This window comes from Aneurinibacillus terranovensis DSM 18919 (assembly GCF_000430625.1).
Taxonomy (GTDB): domain Bacteria; phylum Bacillota; class Bacilli; order Aneurinibacillales; family Aneurinibacillaceae; genus Aneurinibacillus_B; species Aneurinibacillus_B terranovensis.
In genome coordinates this window covers 87,416-105,963 of the sequence record NZ_KE387172.1, presented here as the reverse complement: position 1 = coordinate 105,963, position 18,548 = coordinate 87,416, and the positions used below count along the sequence as shown (strand labels likewise).

The 18,548-nt window shown below is 45.9% G+C and carries 18 protein-coding genes and 1 pseudogene; 6 read left to right on the top strand and 13 right to left on the bottom strand.

Annotated elements, in window-relative coordinates; all coding sequences use genetic code 11:
• Positions 1-26: 26 nt before the first annotated feature.
• The 12 genes and pseudogenes from H525_RS0117315 to H525_RS0117260 form a co-directional block, all read right to left on the bottom strand.
• Entirely contained in the window at positions 27-833 is an 807-nt protein-coding gene (locus tag H525_RS0117315; protein WP_027417211.1) for a PTS system mannose/fructose/sorbose family transporter subunit IID, read from the bottom strand.
• Positions 834-846: 13 nt separating this feature from the next.
• A complete protein-coding gene (locus tag H525_RS0117310; protein ID WP_027417210.1) occupies positions 847-1,587 on the bottom strand; it encodes a PTS mannose/fructose/sorbose/N-acetylgalactosamine transporter subunit IIC in 741 nt (246 codons plus the stop codon).
• 42 nt (positions 1,588-1,629) lie between these two features.
• Positions 1,630-2,313 carry an N-acetylmannosamine-6-phosphate 2-epimerase gene (locus H525_RS0117305; protein ID WP_027417209.1) on the bottom strand — a complete coding sequence of 228 codons (684 nt, stop codon included), beginning with the start codon at positions 2,311-2,313 and terminating at the stop codon, positions 1,630-1,632.
• A gap of 82 nt (positions 2,314-2,395) precedes the next feature.
• Positions 2,396-2,872, bottom strand: coding sequence for a PTS sugar transporter subunit IIB (locus H525_RS0117300; protein WP_027417208.1), 477 nt, complete (start codon positions 2,870-2,872; stop codon positions 2,396-2,398).
• A 54-nt stretch (positions 2,873-2,926) separates the two neighbouring features.
• On the bottom strand, positions 2,927-3,310 hold the full coding sequence (locus H525_RS0117295) for a PTS sugar transporter subunit IIA (RefSeq protein ID WP_035101791.1): 384 nt from the start codon (positions 3,308-3,310) through the stop codon (positions 2,927-2,929).
• Between the two features lie 72 nt (positions 3,311-3,382).
• Complete coding sequence (locus H525_RS0117290; RefSeq protein WP_027417206.1) at positions 3,383-4,126, bottom strand: GntR family transcriptional regulator; 744 nt, start codon at positions 4,124-4,126, stop codon at positions 3,383-3,385.
• A gap of 27 nt (positions 4,127-4,153) precedes the next feature.
• A complete protein-coding gene (gene nagB, locus H525_RS0117285; RefSeq protein WP_027417205.1) occupies positions 4,154-4,885 on the bottom strand; it encodes a glucosamine-6-phosphate deaminase in 732 nt (243 codons plus the stop codon).
• A complete protein-coding gene (gene nagA / locus H525_RS0117280; RefSeq protein ID WP_425387725.1) occupies positions 4,882-6,087 on the bottom strand; it encodes an N-acetylglucosamine-6-phosphate deacetylase in 1,206 nt (401 codons plus the stop codon). Before nagA ends, nagB begins: the two co-directional genes overlap by 4 nt.
• Positions 6,088-6,295: 208 nt before the next feature.
• Positions 6,296-6,472, bottom strand: coding sequence for a hypothetical protein (locus H525_RS27565; RefSeq protein ID WP_155837398.1), 177 nt, complete (start codon positions 6,470-6,472; stop codon positions 6,296-6,298).
• Positions 6,473-6,701: 229 nt separating this feature from the next.
• A pseudogene (locus tag H525_RS28740) lies at positions 6,702-6,797 on the bottom strand (hypothetical protein); the annotation flags it as partial.
• A 224-nt stretch (positions 6,798-7,021) separates the two neighbouring features.
• Positions 7,022-10,303, bottom strand: a complete 3,282-nt coding sequence (locus H525_RS0117265; protein ID WP_035101789.1) for an efflux RND transporter permease subunit — start codon at positions 10,301-10,303, stop codon at positions 7,022-7,024.
• A complete protein-coding gene (locus H525_RS0117260; protein ID WP_027417202.1) occupies positions 10,300-11,604 on the bottom strand; it encodes an efflux RND transporter periplasmic adaptor subunit in 1,305 nt (434 codons plus the stop codon). Before H525_RS0117260 ends, H525_RS0117265 begins: the two co-directional genes overlap by 4 nt.
• 345 nt (positions 11,605-11,949) lie before the next feature.
• Between H525_RS0117260 and asd the strand changes: the two genes are divergently transcribed.
• Together asd and H525_RS27555 are read left to right on the top strand one after the other, a co-directional pair.
• Positions 11,950-12,807, top strand: coding sequence for an archaetidylserine decarboxylase (gene asd, locus H525_RS0117255; protein ID WP_027417201.1), 858 nt, complete (start codon positions 11,950-11,952; stop codon positions 12,805-12,807).
• A 57-nt stretch (positions 12,808-12,864) separates the two neighbouring features.
• Positions 12,865-13,020, top strand: a complete 156-nt coding sequence (locus H525_RS27555; protein WP_155837394.1) for a hypothetical protein — start codon at positions 12,865-12,867, stop codon at positions 13,018-13,020.
• A gap of 211 nt (positions 13,021-13,231) precedes the next feature.
• On the opposite strand, the gene H525_RS0117245 is transcribed toward H525_RS27555, so the two are convergent.
• The gene (locus tag H525_RS0117245; RefSeq protein ID WP_027417200.1) at positions 13,232-14,167 is read right to left on the bottom strand and encodes an MBL fold metallo-hydrolase; all 936 of its coding nucleotides are present in this window, start codon (positions 14,165-14,167) and stop codon (positions 13,232-13,234) included.
• A 603-nt stretch (positions 14,168-14,770) separates the two neighbouring features.
• Here H525_RS0117245 and H525_RS0117235 point away from each other — a divergent pair.
• The 4 genes from H525_RS0117235 to proC all read left to right on the top strand — a co-directional run bounded on the left by H525_RS0117235 (position 14,771) and on the right by proC (position 18,420).
• Positions 14,771-16,141: an amino acid permease gene (locus H525_RS0117235; protein ID WP_027417199.1), complete on the top strand. Its 1,371-nt coding sequence runs from the start codon at positions 14,771-14,773 to the stop codon at positions 16,139-16,141.
• A gap of 223 nt (positions 16,142-16,364) precedes the next feature.
• Positions 16,365-16,535, top strand: a complete 171-nt coding sequence (locus H525_RS27550) for a hypothetical protein (protein ID WP_155837392.1) — start codon at positions 16,365-16,367, stop codon at positions 16,533-16,535.
• Between the two features lie 183 nt (positions 16,536-16,718).
• Positions 16,719-17,057, top strand: a complete 339-nt coding sequence (locus H525_RS0117225) for a LysM peptidoglycan-binding domain-containing protein (RefSeq protein WP_027417198.1) — start codon at positions 16,719-16,721, stop codon at positions 17,055-17,057.
• 544 nt (positions 17,058-17,601) lie between these two features.
• On the top strand, positions 17,602-18,420 hold the full coding sequence (gene proC / locus H525_RS0117220) for a pyrroline-5-carboxylate reductase (RefSeq protein WP_027417197.1): 819 nt from the start codon (positions 17,602-17,604) through the stop codon (positions 18,418-18,420).
• Positions 18,421-18,548 lie beyond the last annotated feature (128 nt).

Sequence of the window (18,548 nt, the reverse complement as noted above, 5' to 3'; positions counted from 1 at the left end):
TGTTTAGCGCATAGAATGTTTACTCTTTATTTAAGTATTCCGAACGCCCCGGCTGCAAAGGAAATAATGAATATCCAGAGCAGAAGAGTGTTAGGCTTTGTCCCTTTTTTAAGAAAGTACACAAGGAGTAAAGTAGCGATTAACGGGAGCATACTGGGTACGATTCCATCTAAAATTTCCTGAACCTTCATTACCTGTTTTCCAGCATGGAATTGAAGCGGGGTTTCAATGCGTATCCAGCTGGCTACCAGAACACCAAGAACCATTAACCCTACGACAGAAGCACCCTCGGAAATTTTTTGCACAAGATTGGATTCACGAATATTTTTCAGCATACCAATTCCCATTTTATATCCGTAATTCAAAGAATAATACCGAAAGCCAAAATTGAAAATATTCCACAGAATCAGGAACAAAATCGGGCCGAGTATGCTTCCGTTGAGAGCAAGGCCGGCGGCAATACCAGCTAAAATCGGCCGTATGGTTCCCCAAAACAGAGAATCACCGATTCCGGCGAACGGGCCCATTAGACCAACTTTAATGCTATTGATACTGTCCGCTACATCTTCACCGGCTGCGTTTTTCTCTTCCAGTGCCACTACGGTTCCAAGAATGGGATTGGCCATAAAAGGGTTGGAATTATACATTTTCATATGCCGCTTTAGCGCTTCCGCTCTTTCGCTATCCGTTTTATAGAATTTTTTCAGTATAGGAGCCAGCACGAAGGTGAAACCGAGCGATTGGAACCGTTCGTAGTTAATCGTTGCCATCACGAAAAAAGAGCGCCAGAACATCGACTTTAACTCTTTAGGAGTTACCTTGTTTTCATCCATTTTAATTCTCCTCCTATGCTTCGCTTTTTTCAAACTTGTTTAAATGTAAGAGCATGGCGCCGACTCCTAATGCGGCCGCTGCAATTAACGTAGCTTTGAAGAAAGCGGCGACCACAAATCCTATAATAAAGTAAGGGAGAAGTTTTTTACTGCTCATCATGGTGAACAACATCGCGAAACCGAGAGCAGGAAGCATTCCTCCCGCTACCGTTAAGCCATTCATAAACCATGTTGGAATATGTTGAATCACCAATTTAACAGCGCTTACACCAAACAGTGTTGCAACAAATGCGGGAACAAATCCCTGCAGGAAAAAGAGGAACGAACCGGTAATATGAATCTTTTCCATTCCCTTGATATTGCCCGCTTCCGCATATTTATCTGCCTTGTGAGTGAGGCCTACATTTCCCGTCCAGATTAACATTTGTAAAGATTGGGCGGCCATAGCAACCGGAACTGCCAAGGCGGGGGCCGCCTTCGGATCGATACCGGATAAGATCGCTATAGAAGTAGCAATGGCAGTAGCTGCAGTGGGATCGGGCGGGATTGCCGCTCCGACAGGTATCGTTCCCAGGTACATCATTTCAATCGTTGCGCCAATATATAACCCTGTTTTCATGTCCCCCAGAATTAAACCCATAATAGGGCCGGCTACCACCGGACGCGAAATCATGGTTTGTCCCCAACCGTAAATATCCCATTCTAATATCCCGGCAACAATGGCAACTAATAGGGCAACAAGAAGTACATGCATACGTAAACCTCCTCAATAATCTGAATTTTAACCCGGAATCCATCAAATATTTTTTCTTATATAATTGACAAACCTTTTGGTAATTTCCTGGGGTCTTGTAATAGCGGTTCCAACAACGACTGAGAATGCACCTGACTTATATGCTTTAACGGCTTCTTCAGGAGTCCATATCCTACCCTCCGCGATAATTGGCACAGGAAGCTTTCTGGCGAGTTGTTCAATCAGATCAAAATCCGGTTCGAATTTCCCTTTCGTGTATGCAGTGTAACCGGAAAGTGTTGTACCAACAAAATCCGCTCCGGCTTTATAGGCTGCCTCTCCTTCTTCAAACGTAGAAATGTCCGCCATGATCAAAACATTCAACCGTTTTTTCACTCTTTTGATTAAATCGCACCCGGTTGTTCCATCTGCCCGTTTACGGCTTGTGGCATCGAGTGCCACAATGGTGGCTCCTGCATCAAAAAGTTTGACTACGTCCTCAAAAGTGGGAGTAATATATACATCCGATCCCTCACTTGCTACTTTGTTTATTCCGATAATTGGCAAACTCGTAATTTTCCTTATCGCGACAATATCATCGACCCCGTTTGCCCGCAGGCCTACAGCCCCCCCTTCGATGGCCGCCTGGGCCATTTTTTGCATAAAAACAGATCCGTGCAGAGGCTCATCCTCGGCTGCCTGGCATGAGACAATTAATCCACCTTTTAGTTGTTCAATATGATTCAAGTTTCTCTCCTCCCCCCTATGGTTTTGTTCTTTATTTTCTGGATGTTACTGAAAAGACGTTCCGCCTACCATTTGGTAAAGGTTAGAAACCGAGTTTCTTCGCGAGATCTTCCTTTGCATTCATCGGCGCTACCTGATAATACAGATGAACGCCCCGGCTGCTTAATTCCTTTAACACTTTTCTATCGTCTTCTCCGACGAAAAGGGCGTTGTCGATTTTTTCTTTCCCGTCTTCGTGATACATCCCTCCGATATTGACCTCAGTTAGCTCAACCCCTTGGTCAAGAAGTGTTATAATATCGTGTGGATTTTTAAATAGAAGCATATATTTCCCGGTCAGGGCTCCGCTTTTTAGTTTTTCCACTCCTTCCTTTACCGTAAGAATCGACAAACTCACCCCGGAAGGTGTTGCCAGTTCCAAAAGCATCTTTTGCATCTCATCCTTAGCTGATTGATCGTGAATCACCATAATGTGTTCAGCTCCTGTGGTACGAGTCCAGGCAACGGCAACCTGACCGTGAATCAGTCGTCCGTCTACTCTTGTCAACACGATTTTCATTGTAATTCCCCCTCGTAAAAATTAGAAATAATGTACTATTTCGAAATGGGAAAGCTACTTATTGACAGCAATTTCTCTGATAGCTGTTTTTCCGGCTTCTTCTGCTGTTTTCAGAAGTTCTTTTGGTGCCAAAACTTCGCGCTGCAGCAGAATCTCCAATAACATGGGTAGGTTAACACCGGTAAGTATGAATACCGGATACCTGGTTGCCAGCAAAGAGGCTACATTAGAGGGGCTGCCGCCGGGAATGTCGGTTAAAATGAGCCCTTCTCCGCCCCACTCGATCATAACCCGCTCCATTTTCTCCTTTAATGCATCGATCCCTTCATCCGGTGAAAATGTTACAGCTTTAACGTTTTTTTGGCTGCCGATAATCATTTCCGCGGCACCCAGCAAGCTTTCGGATAAATTAAAATGAGTGGCAATAAGAATGTTCATTCGATATCTTCCCTCTTTCTGCATAAATACAGAAGCCTGCCTCAATAGCGTGTGGATACCCTGCCGATTTTTTTATGAATGGGCGGCTTCACTAGGGTTGTTAAATTTCACGGCAAACGTATAACGGTCCCCACGGTAAATCGACTTAACGAATTCAATGACTTTTCCTTCTTCTGAATAGGTTCTTCCTTTGACGAGAAGGACGGCTGTTTTACTTTTAATGTTAAGCAGTTTGGCTTCATTTGCTGTTGCTAAAGACGCCTCTAATGTCCGTTCAACTTGCCGCAGTTTTATCCCGTTCTCATGAAGAAGCTCGTAAAGGGAACCCTTGGCTGCCAAAAGCTGTTCATTCAAACCGGGTATATAACGGACAGGAATATAGGCAGTCTCAATTGCCATGGGCTCATCGTCGGCAAGCCTTAAACGGCAGATTTCATAGACCGATTCTCCTGTTGGGATTTCTAACTGTTCAGCCATGCTTCCGCCCGCTGGAATTGTTTTCATCTCAATGATGCGGGCACTCGGTCGTAAATTTCTTCGCCTCATCTCTTCTGTGAAGCTAAATACGGAAGGCCCTTTTTCAAATTTTTTCTCGGCAACGAACGTTCCTTTTCCTTTGTGTCTGACCAGCAACCCATCGTTTACGAGGTTAGTAATGGCTTGGCGAACCGTCATTCGGCTGATTCCAAGTTCTTCAGAAATTTCTCTTTCGGATGGAATGGCTTCCTTCGGTTTCATTGCCCCGCTGTTAATCTGGGAGCGAATATATTCTTCCAATTGATAATAAAGAGGAATTGGTGAGTCTTTTTTAATCATCTTATGACCACTCCTGCGTTTGCTGTTTTAATGAATGAGAGAAGCCGCTGAATGCTCCAGAATAACCGTCACATTCGGGTGCTTTTTAAGTGAAGTAACCGGCCACTCATTTGTGATGGTATCCCCTTCAAGCAAATGGTAAACTGCCTGTGCTTTGTTTACTCCGCTGGCCAGCAGAATGATTTTTTTTGCCTGCATAATGGTGGCTATCCCCATCGTTATCGCCTTTCTTGGCACGTCAGTGGGAGAATCAAAGTATCTTTCGTTTGCCAACCTGGTCGACTCGGATAATACCACTTCGTGGGTGCGGCTTGAAAACGATGTGCCTGGTTCGTTAAATCCGATATGACCGTTTTTGCCAACACCAAGAATCTGAACGTCAATTCCACCGTGTTCCTCAAGCAACGATTCATAACGCATGCATTCGGCCTGAATGTCTTTGGCGGTTCCATCCGGCAAAAATGTTTGCGCCAGAGGGATTCCAAGCGGTATAAATAAATGCTGATTCATATAATATCTATAGCTTTGAGGTGATGTAGGCGGCAGTCCTACATATTCATCCAGATTAAAGGTTGTTATTTTTGTGACGTCCAGTTTCTTCTTTATTTCCGGTTTAATCATCTCCCGATACAATCCGAGGGGAGTTCCCCCAGTTGCTAAACCAAGGGTCACACTCCCCTGCTCCAACACGGTGTTGATAAGATGTTCGGCGCCTATTCGGCTGATGCTTTCATAGCTATCTCCAATAATGACTTTCATATGTCTCTCTCCTTATTTACCGAGTATCTTATCTTTCCCCGGCAAAAAGTCGTTTGTACGTTAAAATCTGAATTGAGAATGACAATGTCAGCATCCTTGCCGACAGCGAGGCTTCCTTTGCGCGCAAAAACCCCAAGTTCTTCTGCTGCATTTCCCGAAGAGAGACGGACAAGGTCATGAAGGGAACAGCCTACGAGTGTACTTGCATTTTTTACGGCGTGATTCATCCGAAGCACACTGCCGGCCAGCGTTCCATCCGCCAACCGGGCCTGATTTCCCTGCACGGTAACTTTTTGTCCGCCTAAGTCGTATTCCCCGCTTGTTAAACACTTGGCCCGCATCGCATCCGTAATGAGCTGCAGTTTCCGGCTTCCTTTCAATTGATAGGCAAGCTGAACCATCTCCTTTGAAACATGAACCTCATCAAAAATGATTTCTGCCATCGTGTTTTCCTCTAAAAGCACTGCTCCTACCACACCCGGTTCCCGATGGTGCATGGGCCTCATCGCGTTGTATAAATGGGTGGCGTGCGTTAAACCGGCGCTCACAGCTTTTTTCACTTCATGGAAGGTCGCATCGGAGTGTCCGACAGAAGCAATGACTCCGGTTTTCGCAAGGTGTTTAATGAGCAGGTCCCCCCCGTTTTCTTCGGGTGCCATGGTAACCAAACGGATGGTTTGTCCGGCCAACCGCTGCCACTTGTCAAATAACTCAATATTCGGCGGAATAATTTTATCGCGGGGCTGCGCGTTCGCATGTTTCGGATTAATAAACGGCCCTTCTAGATGAATCCCGAGCACTTCCGCCCCTGTGTAATTAGTTTTCATAAACCGTGAAGCAGTTTCCACCGCTTTTGCAATAGCTTCCTCACTTTGTGTAATCGTGGTGGCGAGAAAAGAAGTCGTCCCCTCTTTTGGCAGCGCCTCGGCGATCGTTTGCAGCGCGTGAGGGGTTGCATCCATCACATCGGAACCGGCCGCCCCATGAATATGAACGTCGATAAATCCGGGCAGAATAATTTGGTCGGCTCCTATTTGCATCGTGGGAAACGGTCGATACTTGGAAGGCATCTCGTCCAGCGGACCTATATCTTGTATGGTTTGGCCTTCAATCAAAAGGTAACCGTTTTCAATGATGCTATCTTCGACAACCACCTTGCCGCCTGCAAGAACCATTCGATTGTAAGTTTGTATCGTCTTCATTTCCAGCACCTTTTTCCGTAAGGGAATTCTTTTCTACCCCTATACTACCAACTATATAACTAGTTGTCTATACCAATTTTATTATGCCCGGAAAAATAAATGACTCCTAAAATTAATGAACCCTGTCAATTGGTACAGGGTTCGTAGAATCGTATATTCTAACGCTGCTTTGTAAAATCCCTACGCGGTGGGTACGATGGTAGATCAATTATCCGCTGCCATGGGCGTGCCAATTACTGCGGCGCAGCGGGCAGCCGCTATCCAATACGTCATCGCGCAACGATGCAATCCCGCCAACGCCGCTCATCGAGCACGTATGAGGTCGCTGATTAACCTTTAATGGATTCCAGCCATTCCGCATAACATGTTTCACAAAGCGGTTCATTGTATTCCTCGTTCACATTATAAAAGGTTACGTAGCGGACTTTTTCGACGTCATGTTCACAGTGGTAACAGGTGTAAGCCATGGATATTTTCCTCCTGATTCTGGTCCATAAAAATATTGGATTATCTTTTCGCCTTTAGCTTTTCCTGATTCAGGGGTAATTTTCCTGGTAAAATCAAACTGCTTTCTCTATTCCTTTCATGCCTGTCACATGTTCTTCTTCATTGATTCCTGCAAGATTTCCCGCAAACAATAATACTACAATAATTGTGAGCGGATGGATTCCCAGATTTCTCCCCATAATGTTAGGCGTGATAATATTGCCGCGATAATTCCATTGTTAATTGTAAACGTGTATAACTATATACACAGTTTTAAGCTTATTAAAACAAGAATAGAGATTTCCTATGCTTGTTTTTGCTATAACCTCCTTGGGTATGGTTCGTTTGATGCGTTGTGGAAGAGATAGCGGAAAAATAAAAGAAGCGGCCTTTCCGGCCGCTTTAATGTTAGCTGAGCATGTAATTGTCTCTTACTTTCATAGTTTCTTTACATTCCAAGCACGTCATCCGCACACTCGATTTGACATGGTTTTTGTTTGCGCTGTGCCCGTTTTGTTTCCACCATGGCATAAACAACCGGAATGACAAACAGCGTTAGAATGGTGGATGTAATCGTACCAAACATAAGCGAGATAGCCAAACCCTGAAAGATAGGGTCGAACAGAATAACGAACCCGCCCACGACTACGGCTGCCGCCGTAAGAATAATCGGTTTGGCGCGTACGATGCCGGCCTCGATGACGGCCTCCGTAAGTACAGCCCCTTCTTTGCGGCGCTGAATGGCAAACTCGACGAGTAAAATTGAATTCCGCACGATGATTCCCGCGAGGGCGATAACCCCAATCATTGACGTTGCGGTAAAGAAGGCCCCGAATATCCAGTGGCCGGGGATGACGCCGATGAGTGTCAGCGGAATCGGTGACATGATGATGAGCGGTGTCACAAACGATTGGAACCAGCCAACGATAAGCAAGTACATAATGATAAGCGCTACGCCGAACGCGATACCCAAATCACGGAATACTTCATACGTAATCTGCGATTCGCCATCCCATTTTACGCTTACTCCGTCTTCAAGCCATGGTTGTTGCGTAATATATTGGGTCACTTTTTTTCCCGACTTCGTCTTCAAGGCACCGATACGGTCCCACATATTCGCAATCGAATAGGCGGGGCTTTCTTCATACCCGGCTACATCTCCTACTACATACATCACACTTTGCAGGTTTTTGCGGTAGAGAGTTTGCTCAACGGCGCCTTTTTCGATCGTCGCGATTTCGCCCAGAGGAATAAGCTGCCCGGACGGGGTCGGAATTTGAATGCTTTTTAACAACTCAAGGCTGGAGCGGTCTCCTTTGGGCGGTTGTACCCGGATCACGACAGGATCGAGCTCATTCGGCGGATGAAGCAGGCCTACCTCGCTTCCCTGCAACACCATCTGCATCGTTTTGACAAACGATTGTTCCGTGATCCCGTTTAAGCGTCCTTTATCGTTAATCGTGAAACGATATTCGGGTTGATTGGCTTCCATATACGTATCGACATCAACAACACCTTTTGTTTCCCTGAAAATTTTCTCGGCTTGTTTTGTGATATCATACTGGTCTTCCTTATTGTTTCCATATACTTCGAGCACAATGGTCGACATTACCGGAGGACCTGGAGGCACTTCTACGACTTTTATATTGGCGCCGTATTTGGCCGCAATTGCATCCAAATAAGGGCGAATGCGCTTGGCGACGTCATGGCTTTGCTGCTGGCGAAGTTGCTTGTGGACAAGATTGACTTGAATATCCGCAACGTTCGGGCCTGTGCGTAAATAATAATGACGAACAAGACCGTTAAAGTTAAAAGGCGAAGCCGTTCCGATGTACATCTCATAGTCTGTTACTTCGTTGACATGTGCGAGATAGTCTCCCAACGCTTTCGTCGCTTTGGCCGTATCCTCTAACGTCGTCCCTTCCGGCATATCCACGACCACCTGGAATTCGCTCTTGTTGTCAAATGGCATCATTTTCATGGGTACCGCTTTCGTATAAAAGAACAACATCGACCCGAGCAGTAATACCACAATGCTGCCGAGAAATAGCGCGCGCTTCCCTTTGTTTAGAAGCAGGCCCCGGATAAAACGGGCATACCACCGGCTTCCGCCCCGCAGCGTATCGAACGAAAACGATATTTCCTTAAGCGGATGCGTACCGCCCGATTTTTTTAAGAGACGGTAGGCAAACCACGGTGTAATGATAAACGCGACAAACAGCGAGAAAAACATGGCAACCGATGCGTTAATAGGAATCGGGGCCATATATGGACCCATCAAGCCGCCGACAAACGCCATCGGCATTAAAGTCGCAATAACGGTTATCGTCGCAAGAATCGTCGGGTTTCCGACCTCGTTGACGGCTAGCACGGACGCTGCTAACGGTGGATGTGTGCCTTTTTGAAACCACCGATGCATATTTTCCACGACGACGATCGCGTCATCGACAAGAATCCCGATCGCGAAAATGAGTGCGAAAAGGGTAACCCTGTTTAACGTATAGCCATACATATCACTTAGGAAAAGAGCAAGCGCAAGCGTCACCGGAACAGTAATCCCGATCACCACAGCTTCGCGTATGCCGAGAGAAACACCAATAAGCAGCACAACGGAGAATGTGGCGATAAGCAGATGTATGATTAATTCATTCGCTTTTTCCTCCGCTGTGTCTCCGTAGTTCCGTGTGACGGTCACATGTACATCGTCAGGAATGACTTTTCCTTTCAAATCATCGATCTTTTGGATCACGTTCTTGGCAATGGCGACCGCATTCGTGCCGGGTTTCTTGGACACCTGGATCGTTATCGCCGGATACGTCGTACCGATTGTTTCGTTAACACCTTTATCTTTCGCCTGGGGTCCCGGTCCAAACAGCACGTACTGACTAATTTCACCTGGCCCATCGATAATTGTAGCAATGTCTTTTACATAAACAGGGCGGTTCTGGTACACGCCAATGACCAAATTTTCAATTTCCTCTTTGCTTAACAAGTAACGTCCGGCTTTGACCTGATTATTGATATCTTCCTTGTCAAACGTTCCGGCTGGCAGTGATAAGTTAGTTTGCTGTAGTGTCGTCTCAACTGTGACCGGGGACAAGTGATACGCCGCCAGCCGTTTCGGGTCGAATTGAATGCGAACTTCCCTGTTCCTCCCGCCAATCACGTTCGTTTTGGCGATATTATTAATTTTATTCACTTCATCGCTCACAACGGTTCCGATTCTGTGCAGGGCGTAATCGTTCAGCTGTTTGCTCCAGAGGGTGACCGACACGATTGGGACGTCATCGATCGTGACCGGTTTCACAATGGGCTGCATAGTTCCCTGGGGAAGTTCGTCCATGTTGGACATCAGCGCGTTATACAGGCGGACAAGACTCTGATCAAGATCCTTACCGACATAGAATCGCGCCGTAAACATCGCCATTCCTGGTTTGGAAGTCGAATAGATGTATTCGATGCCGTCGACTTTCCACAGTTTTTTCTCCATGATTTTGGTGACCCGGTTTTCCACATCCGCGGCAGTGGCGCCAGGGTATGGAATGTACACATCCATCATCGGCACTTTGATTTGCGGTTCTTCTTCCCGCGGAGTATTCATGACCGCGAACACTCCGAGCAATAGAATTGCGACCACAAGCAATGGTGTCAGCTTCGAGTCGATGAACACCCGGGCGATTTGTCCGGCAATGCCCAAACGCTGTTTTGGTTTTTGCTGCTCCTCGCTCATGGGGCCGCCACCACCCTGGCTTTATCTGTTACCTTATCCACGGAAGATGTGACGATTCGTTCCCCCGCTTTCAATCCGCTTAACACTTCCACATTTGGTCCGCTCGTGCGCCCGAGACTAACGTAGCGCAAATGGGAAATGCTGTTCTCATCGACGACATAGACACCTGTAAATTGGGACCAATGGACGATGGCATCCTGCGGGATAAAAATACTTTGATCGCCACCGTCCGGGAATGCTGCTTCCCCGAACAGCCCGCTCATCAGCCCGTCTGTTTGCGGCAGCAAAATCTTCACGCGGAACTTGCGGCTTGCCGGATCGATATGCGGCGTGATTTCTGCAACGGTTCCCGTTTGTTGCATATGCAAGGCTTCGATTGTGATTGGAATCTTGTTACCGACTGCGATGTCTTCCATTTTCCGTTCATCGACGTATGTTTCCAAATAATAAGGCTGTTGTTCCATTGTCAGCAGCGGTGTGCCTGGTGAGGCCATATCCCCTTCGTGGACAAGAGTATCAACGACCATGCCGTCAAACGGAGCCCGAATGGTTGCATCGGACACACTTACATTGGCGACAGCGTAACCAGCTTCGGCCTGCTGAATCTGGGCTCCGGCTTCCCCACGTTTGGCGACGGCCACGCCAACCGCTGCCTTGGCCTGATTCACCGCGTCATTCGCCTGGGCGAGAGCGGCCTTCGCTTTGTCAACCGCGATACGGGCCGTATCGTAATTCGTTTTGGCGTTATCGTAATCCTGGCGGCTGATGGCGCCGTTTTCGAATAATGTTTTCGAACGGTTATAGACATCTGTCGCGTTTTGATAGCGCGCTTGTGCATCCTGTACGCCTGTCAGCGCCTGTTGGACGGCGCTGTTCGCTTGAAGTACGCCCGACTGAGCAAGTTCTATTGATTTCTCGACACTTTGTTGCGCGACCTGTGCCGCCGTAATTCCGGCTTTCGCTTGGTTTGCCTGTGTGGAAACCTGCGCTTGATCGAGCAGCACAAGCGGTTGCCCTTGTTTGACCAGTTGCCCTTTCTTTACTAGAATCTTCTCTACGGGGGCCATCAGTTTACTGGAAACCATTGTTTCCTCTTTTGTCACCACCGTACCAGGTACACTTAATTCAGCCTGGTAGGCGTTGTTGCTTACTTTCCCAACGGGTACCCCGCGTACCTCTTTTGGTGTTTCTGATGCGGCGACCCCAGGTTTGATTTTATCCGTAAAAGCACCGCCAAGCAGCAGTAAAAAAACCGTAACCGGAATCACCAAAAAAATAAACAGTTTAAGCGCCCCTCTCATTTTCTGCTCCCCCCGACCGATCTTTACACATACCCATATGGGTATGTGTATAGGTATAATATAACCAATTATATCTAAAATTTCAACGAAAAAAATTAAGAGAAAATCAACTGGAAACAGCAGGAAACTCGCAAAGCGTGGCAAACTCCTCCCTTTTTTGATAAAAAATCTTAGGGGATAGTAGGAGTCTTAACGCGTTTGCGAGTTACATACGAAAAAAAGGAGGAACGGTTTGATATGGGCGATGTAATACGTCTTGCATTTTTAACAAATTATAACTAATATTAAAGGGTTAATCGGTGTAATAAGGCTACAACATAAACGTTTTCATGGAAGGGAATATGTATGATTGCCTATTTATCAAAATTAATTCTTACATGCTTGCCGCAAAATGCTATTTCCCGCCTGGTCGGGAAAGCGGCGCGATCACGGATAAGCAAGTATTTTATCAAACCATACATTTCAGCGTTCAAATTGGATACAAGTGAAATGGAAAACCCACTCAAATCGTACCCGAATTTAGCTGCTTTTTTTACCCGAAAGTTAAAAAGCGGAGCCAGGCCGATTTGCTCATCCCCTTCCTCAATTGCCAGCCCTGTGGACGGGACGGTTGCTCAACTGGGGATAATTAAACAGGGTACCCTTATTCAAGCCAAAAACATTCATTATACGGTTGAACAACTGCTTGGCTGTTCGAAGGAAAAGGCGGCTTTATATGATGGGGGCACGTTTATTACCATTTATTTAAGCCCCCGGGATTATCACCGTATCCATATGCCTATTGACGGTGAATGCAATCAATATACATATATTCCAGGCAGGTTGTTTCCCGTCAATACGATCGGAGTTAACCATGTGCCCGGATTATTTACGAAAAACGAAAGAATGATCACGTATGCTAACACACAAGCCGGAGAAGTGGCAATCGTAAAGGTGGGCGCTTTTATCGTGGGTAGTGTAAAAATCGCATACAGTGAACATACAACGAACCAAAAACAAGGCAAATATGTTTCCGTTGGTATAGACCCACCGGCCTGCTATAAAAAAGGGCAGGAAATTGGCCTGTTTGAATTTGGTTCAACCGTTATTTTATTGTTTGAAAAGGGAAGGATGGAATACTTGCCCGGCATACAGGAAGGCAAGTATCTTCGTGTAGGGGAGCAAATCGGCACCTATCTTGTACAGCCCGTGAAAAAGAGCTGAATGCGTACACATATATTTCAGACTCAGGCTCATCCTAAAACAGAAGGAGGTGGAACGATGGCAAGGAAAGACGAGCCGAATCTTCCCGATTTTAAACAATTAAATGATAGGATTATAGCCGGACCGACTGAAGGTCCTTTTATTGTCGCAGAAACAAACCTGGATAAGAAGATGAAGGAAGAATTGAATGGCACAACAAAGACGTTGAGTTAGAAAAACAGTAAAGGTGAATGGAATGGTCCGTTTTATTTTTTTGCGGGTTTTCCCTTGCAAAGAAGTATAGACTGGCCGTGGTACGAACAGAGGGAAACCTGCCCGAAACATCCGGATAGCGCGAAGATGGAGACAATTGGGCAGAAAAACGTTCCCTTTTGTTTGTACCACTAGGCAGCGGGAAAAAGCAAAAAATAAGAAACGGAGCATTTCATTGCACACCAACGTGTAACGTTTCGCCTAGTTTTAAAAATTTTAATTGATCGTGGCTGATATTCTTTTTATCCCATGCCACCAGTAAGCGGTCGAGCGCTTCCTGTGGTGTATCATTCGCCAGGCGGAACGTTCCGTAATGCATGGGTACAAAAAATTTGCCATGCGTATCGAGAAATGCCTGGGTGGCTTGCTCAGGCGAAACATGCTGTGGGGCCATAAACCATTCGGGATCGTATGCACCGATCGGCATCAGGACATAGTCAATGGAAAAACGTTTGCCGATTTCCGCGAAGCCGCGAAAGTACCCACTATCCCCTGCGAAATAAATCGTTTCTTTCGTACGGTTGTTATGTATGACCCATCCCCCCCAGTGGGATGTATTCGTATCAAAAAGACCCCGCTTCGTCCAGTGCTGTGCAGGGACAAACACCAGTTCAAGGTCGCCTATTTGTTGTCGGTCCCACCAGGAAAATTCTTCAACATGATGGAATCCCTTCCTGCGCAGCAAAAAGCGTAATCCTTCCGGAACGAGATGCGTCCGGTTGCCCTTTAGGCCCCTGAGGGATGGAACGTTTAAATGGTCAAAGTGTCCATGAGAAATTAAAACCACGTCAATAGCAGGCATGGCAGAAAGAGCGATGCCAGGTGGTGTAAGGCGTTTATATAACCCCATTCTCTGCGCCCATACCGGATCGGTAATAATATTTAACCCTGCCGCCTGGATTAAAAAAGTAGAATGACCAATCCAGGTAATCGTTGTACTCGTGCGATTTTGGCGAAGAAAATCGATTTCCGGAGAATCAACAAGAGGAACGGAAAAAGAAAAGGTTTTTTTTGCTTTAATTCTTTTTGATTTCCCCCATCGATAAATATGTTTCACTGACTTGGATGTGGGAACGCGATCCAAGTTATAATAACGTTTTTTTGCCATTTTTTCCGCCTTTGCTTTCGCTTTGATTTATGAAAATGCTTCCTTTTTTAGGATTACCCGTAGGGCAATTATTTTAAACGGTGGTTAAAAAGATCAATCCGTTCCGCAAAATTAGCGGTATCTCTCATGGTAAATGCCCTGCCTTTTATTGTTTCTACTTCGAAATAGCGGATCGTGGCAACACATCCTTCGGTAGATTCCATATCCTTTTCGAAGTAGTGCGTATTTTTTACCTCATCCCACCTGTAATGTTCAATCGTTACCTTTGAGTCATTCGCTTCATACCTATCACCTTTACAATCGCCCTCTCCATCGTTTTATTCAAAGCAGGGATAATTCTCTTATGTTTATTATACCCATTGTAGGAAGAATTCTTTTGCTACCCCAATATTGCGGCTCCTTCTCACCCCCCTGCGCTGTAACCAAACATTAAAATTAAACGGTCGTTTAAAAAATCTACGACATTTTGTCGAAAATAAACGGCATATTATTTGCGCGTAAAATAAATTAAATTATTTATAAATTAAAATCATTTGAAAAGCCCTTTCTTTTTTACTGTTGCACTGTTATGCTTTTGCGTATTAAAGCTTAAGGGTGGTTTATGTGGAGAATAAAAACTTGCAGCAGGGGTTATTGCCCCGGCACGTACGAATGATGGCCATTGGAGGCATGATCGGGGCAGGCATGTTTAAGGGAAGCTCCGATACTTTATCTCTGGCGGGTCCGAGTGTTGTGTTTGCCTATCTATCCGGCGGAATTCTTCTTCTGGTTATTATGGGCGCGCTTGCCGAAATGGCGGGTGTCTATGCAAAAGCAGATATTCGGGAACTGATAAAGAAAGCGTTTGGTACGCGAGCCTCGTTTGTAATGGGGTGGCTGTACTGGATCAATTGGGTGCTAGTCATGGCGGTGGAAATTGTGGCCGCCGGAACCTTTATACAGTATTGGTTTCCTGCGGCCCCGCTCTGGTTGCTAAGCCTGCTGGTCGCGCTTGCTATCCTTGTCGTTAACTTGTCCAATGTTAAGTACTATGGAGAAGTCGAATTCTGGATCTCGGCTGTCAAAGTGATGGCGCTTGTCAGTTTTATCGTACTTGGCGGTTCTCTTCTCACGGGAGTTTTTTCAGGGAATCACGTTTCCCATTTCACGAACTATACGATACACGGCGGCTTTTTTCCAAAAGGCTGGCACGGTCTTTTTTCTTCTCTGCTCGTTGTTATGTTTTCGTATGGAGGATCCGAACTAATTGGTTTAACGATAACCGAAACAAAAGACGCGGGTCGTGTGCTACCGAAAATTATAAACGGAATCATGTGGCGGGTTATTTTGTTCTATACCCTGCCGCTGCTCGTCATATGCGGGCTAATTCCGTGGGATGAAGTTTCCGGAAAGGCAAGCCCTTTCGTCCAGGTGTTAGCGAGTGTGGGTTTGAAAGATGCGGCCGAGTTGATGAACTTTATTATGCTGACCGCAGTATTTTCCGCTGCCAATTCCGGGATGTATGCAACATCCAGAATGCTGTATTCGTTGGCGAAAAATGGCGATGCACCCGCCGTTTTTGAACGGACCTCTAAAAACGGAGTGCCGATCTTTGGCCTGGTCGCAAGTGCGGTTTGTTTATTCATTGGTGTCATTGCAGCCTATATTACACCGGCAAATGTTTTTCACGTCTTAATGGGCATTCCGGGGTTCACGGTAATGCTAGTATGGATTAGCATCTGCCTCGCGCAATTAAAATTACGTTCGACATATCCTGCAGCGCCGCTTTTTACACTGCGTTTCTTTCCGCTGTCGACATTATTCACCGCTTGTTCCCTGCTTATTATTTTCTTGACCATCCTGTTTGACCCGAACAACAAAGTAAGTTCGCTGCTATGTATTGGTATTGTTATCTTTCTATTGATTTGTGCGGGAATAAGGCCGGAAAAAAAACACAGGAAAAATAGTGGTTCTACTTTTACGGTCGGTAAATAATAACCAGGTAATATACAAGGCCAAACCCTAGGAAGGTATGGCCTTGTTTTTAGTTGAGACATCCCCCACTTTTGTCAGTGTATAAGAAAGCCAGACTTTCTTATACACATAAGCACTATGAGGGCTATCGCCTGCGCCTTTGGCTTGACGCTGACCACGTTTTATTTATGCATAGTAAAGCGGAATTGTTCATAGCATCAAGTATATCCAAAGGGGAATGCTAATGAAGAAAATCATCGTTTTTCTCATATGTTTACTTCTTTTATCGTTCAGCCTCGCGCCGGTTACCTGGGCCCAAACTGGCGGCCAGCTCATCATCATTAATAAATCAACGAATTGGTTAGCTTTCTATCTTGAAATAACTTTATTTCATCATCTGTTGGTGCTGCGTTAGCGGCATGGATGTCTATTGGAAAATATGTAAGTGCAGGATGTATCCGCATGCATAATCGCGATTTAACCATCTGAATATGCTTGTGTCTGAGATGTTTCTCGTAATATGGGCGGATTCTTCTTGAGCAAAAAATAGACTCCTGCATAGATTGGCTAATGAAAGTGATAAGGAGGGAATAAGGAAATGAATTATACAGTACGACCTGGAGATACGCTTCATGGAATTGCTGCGCGGTTTCATACAACCGTTCAGGACATTATGCGGCTAAATGGAATTACCGATCCAAATATGATTCACGTAGGCCAAATTTTGCGGATTCCCGCAGCACCCGGGATGTTTCCGGGACCGGGTGCAGCCGGGATGCCAGGGATGCCAGGGATGCCAGGTTTTCATGGCGGTACGTTGAATCAACGCGTTGCCCGCCTGGAACAGGGCTACGCTTACTTTAGCCCTATTATTACTGATTTGATTCGCAGGGTGGATCGCCTGGAGAGAAGGGTTCGAAGGTTGCAAGGACGTTAATTCACCGCTCAGTAGACTGTAAAAATCTCACTCTTTATTACTCAGACAGATTTTTATAAGCTAAAACATAACCTCAAATGGAAGGGGGTATCGGCAGGGGTGAACTACCCACCACTTAGCTAACGCTTGAAGTGGTGGCTTCTCAAGTAATATCTGCCAACGCAGATAAATTGATTGAGCTAACCCCGTTGTTCCAACGGTTAGTAGAAATCGTTTGTACGTTGGAATGGTCATAGTAAGCTTGGATTTCGCCTATGACCAAAGTGACGGTGCAAACATTTTACATGGCAACACATGATTTGCCACAACCCCATATGTTTGATTGTCAAAGAACACGCACAAGATTCTTACTTGTAGATTAGCATATCGTCGGACAATTGAACAGGCAAAAGCCTGTCCTTGTCCGAAGCCAATTCATCTCCCACTTTCACTGGTGCTATCGCACCTTCACGTTTAGAAGTGGGAGACTTCTTGGCTAAAAAAGTTAAAAGGGAACTCCAACGCAAAATATAGGATGAAAAATTGGTAATGCAGGAGGTTTCGAATGGTAAACAGGAAAACAGTTGCTTTTCTTGGAGCAGGGGCGATAGCGGAGGCAATGATTGCCGGGATGATTGCGACGAAGAAATTTATCCCTCAACAAATTATTGCGGCCAATCGTGAAAATAGAGAGAGGCGCAAGAAACTAACGGATAAATATGGAATACGCACGATGCCGATACATACGCTTGATATGAAAGAAGCCGATATTTTAATTTTAGCCATGAAGCCCAAAGATGCTGAAGCAGTCTTTGCATCTATCAGAGACAACGTTTCGCCAGCGCAGCTCATCCTTTCCGTGCTCGGCGGGATTTCAACCGCCTATATCGAAAAGCGGTTGGAAAATGCTTTGCCTGTCGTCCGGGCAATGCCCAACACCTCAAGCATGATTGGAGAATCGGCTACGGCCGTGGTGTTTGGTTCCCATGTAAAACCTGAGCAGCAAAAAATTGCACTCGAACTGTTGCAAAGTATTGGACAGGTAAGCGTGATTGAAGAACATACGATGGATATATTTACTGCAATTGCCGGCAGCGGCCCCGCTTATTTTTATTATCTGGTGGAACATATGGTGAAAGCGGGCCGGGAAAGCGGCCTGGATCCTCAAGTTGCGCGAAACATTGCCGCCCAGACCATGCTAGGTGCCGGTAAAATGCTGCTTCAAACAGTTGAGCCGCCTGAAGTGTTGCGGAGAAATGTCACGACACCGAAAGGGATAACGGCTGCCGGCCTTGATGCACTCGAACAGAACGGTGGCGGCGTTGCGATAGAAGCAGCCATAAAGCGTGCAGCCGCTCGTTCAAAAGAAATGAGTGAACAGTAGTAGCCGATTTCCAAATAAATAAGTTATGATGTGACACCGCGATAAAATTAGAGGCACGGTCGTGTATGAAAAAAGAATAAATATGAGAAAAACTCGCGGGCGTTGCCGCTCGTCCTTTTTCTGCAGGG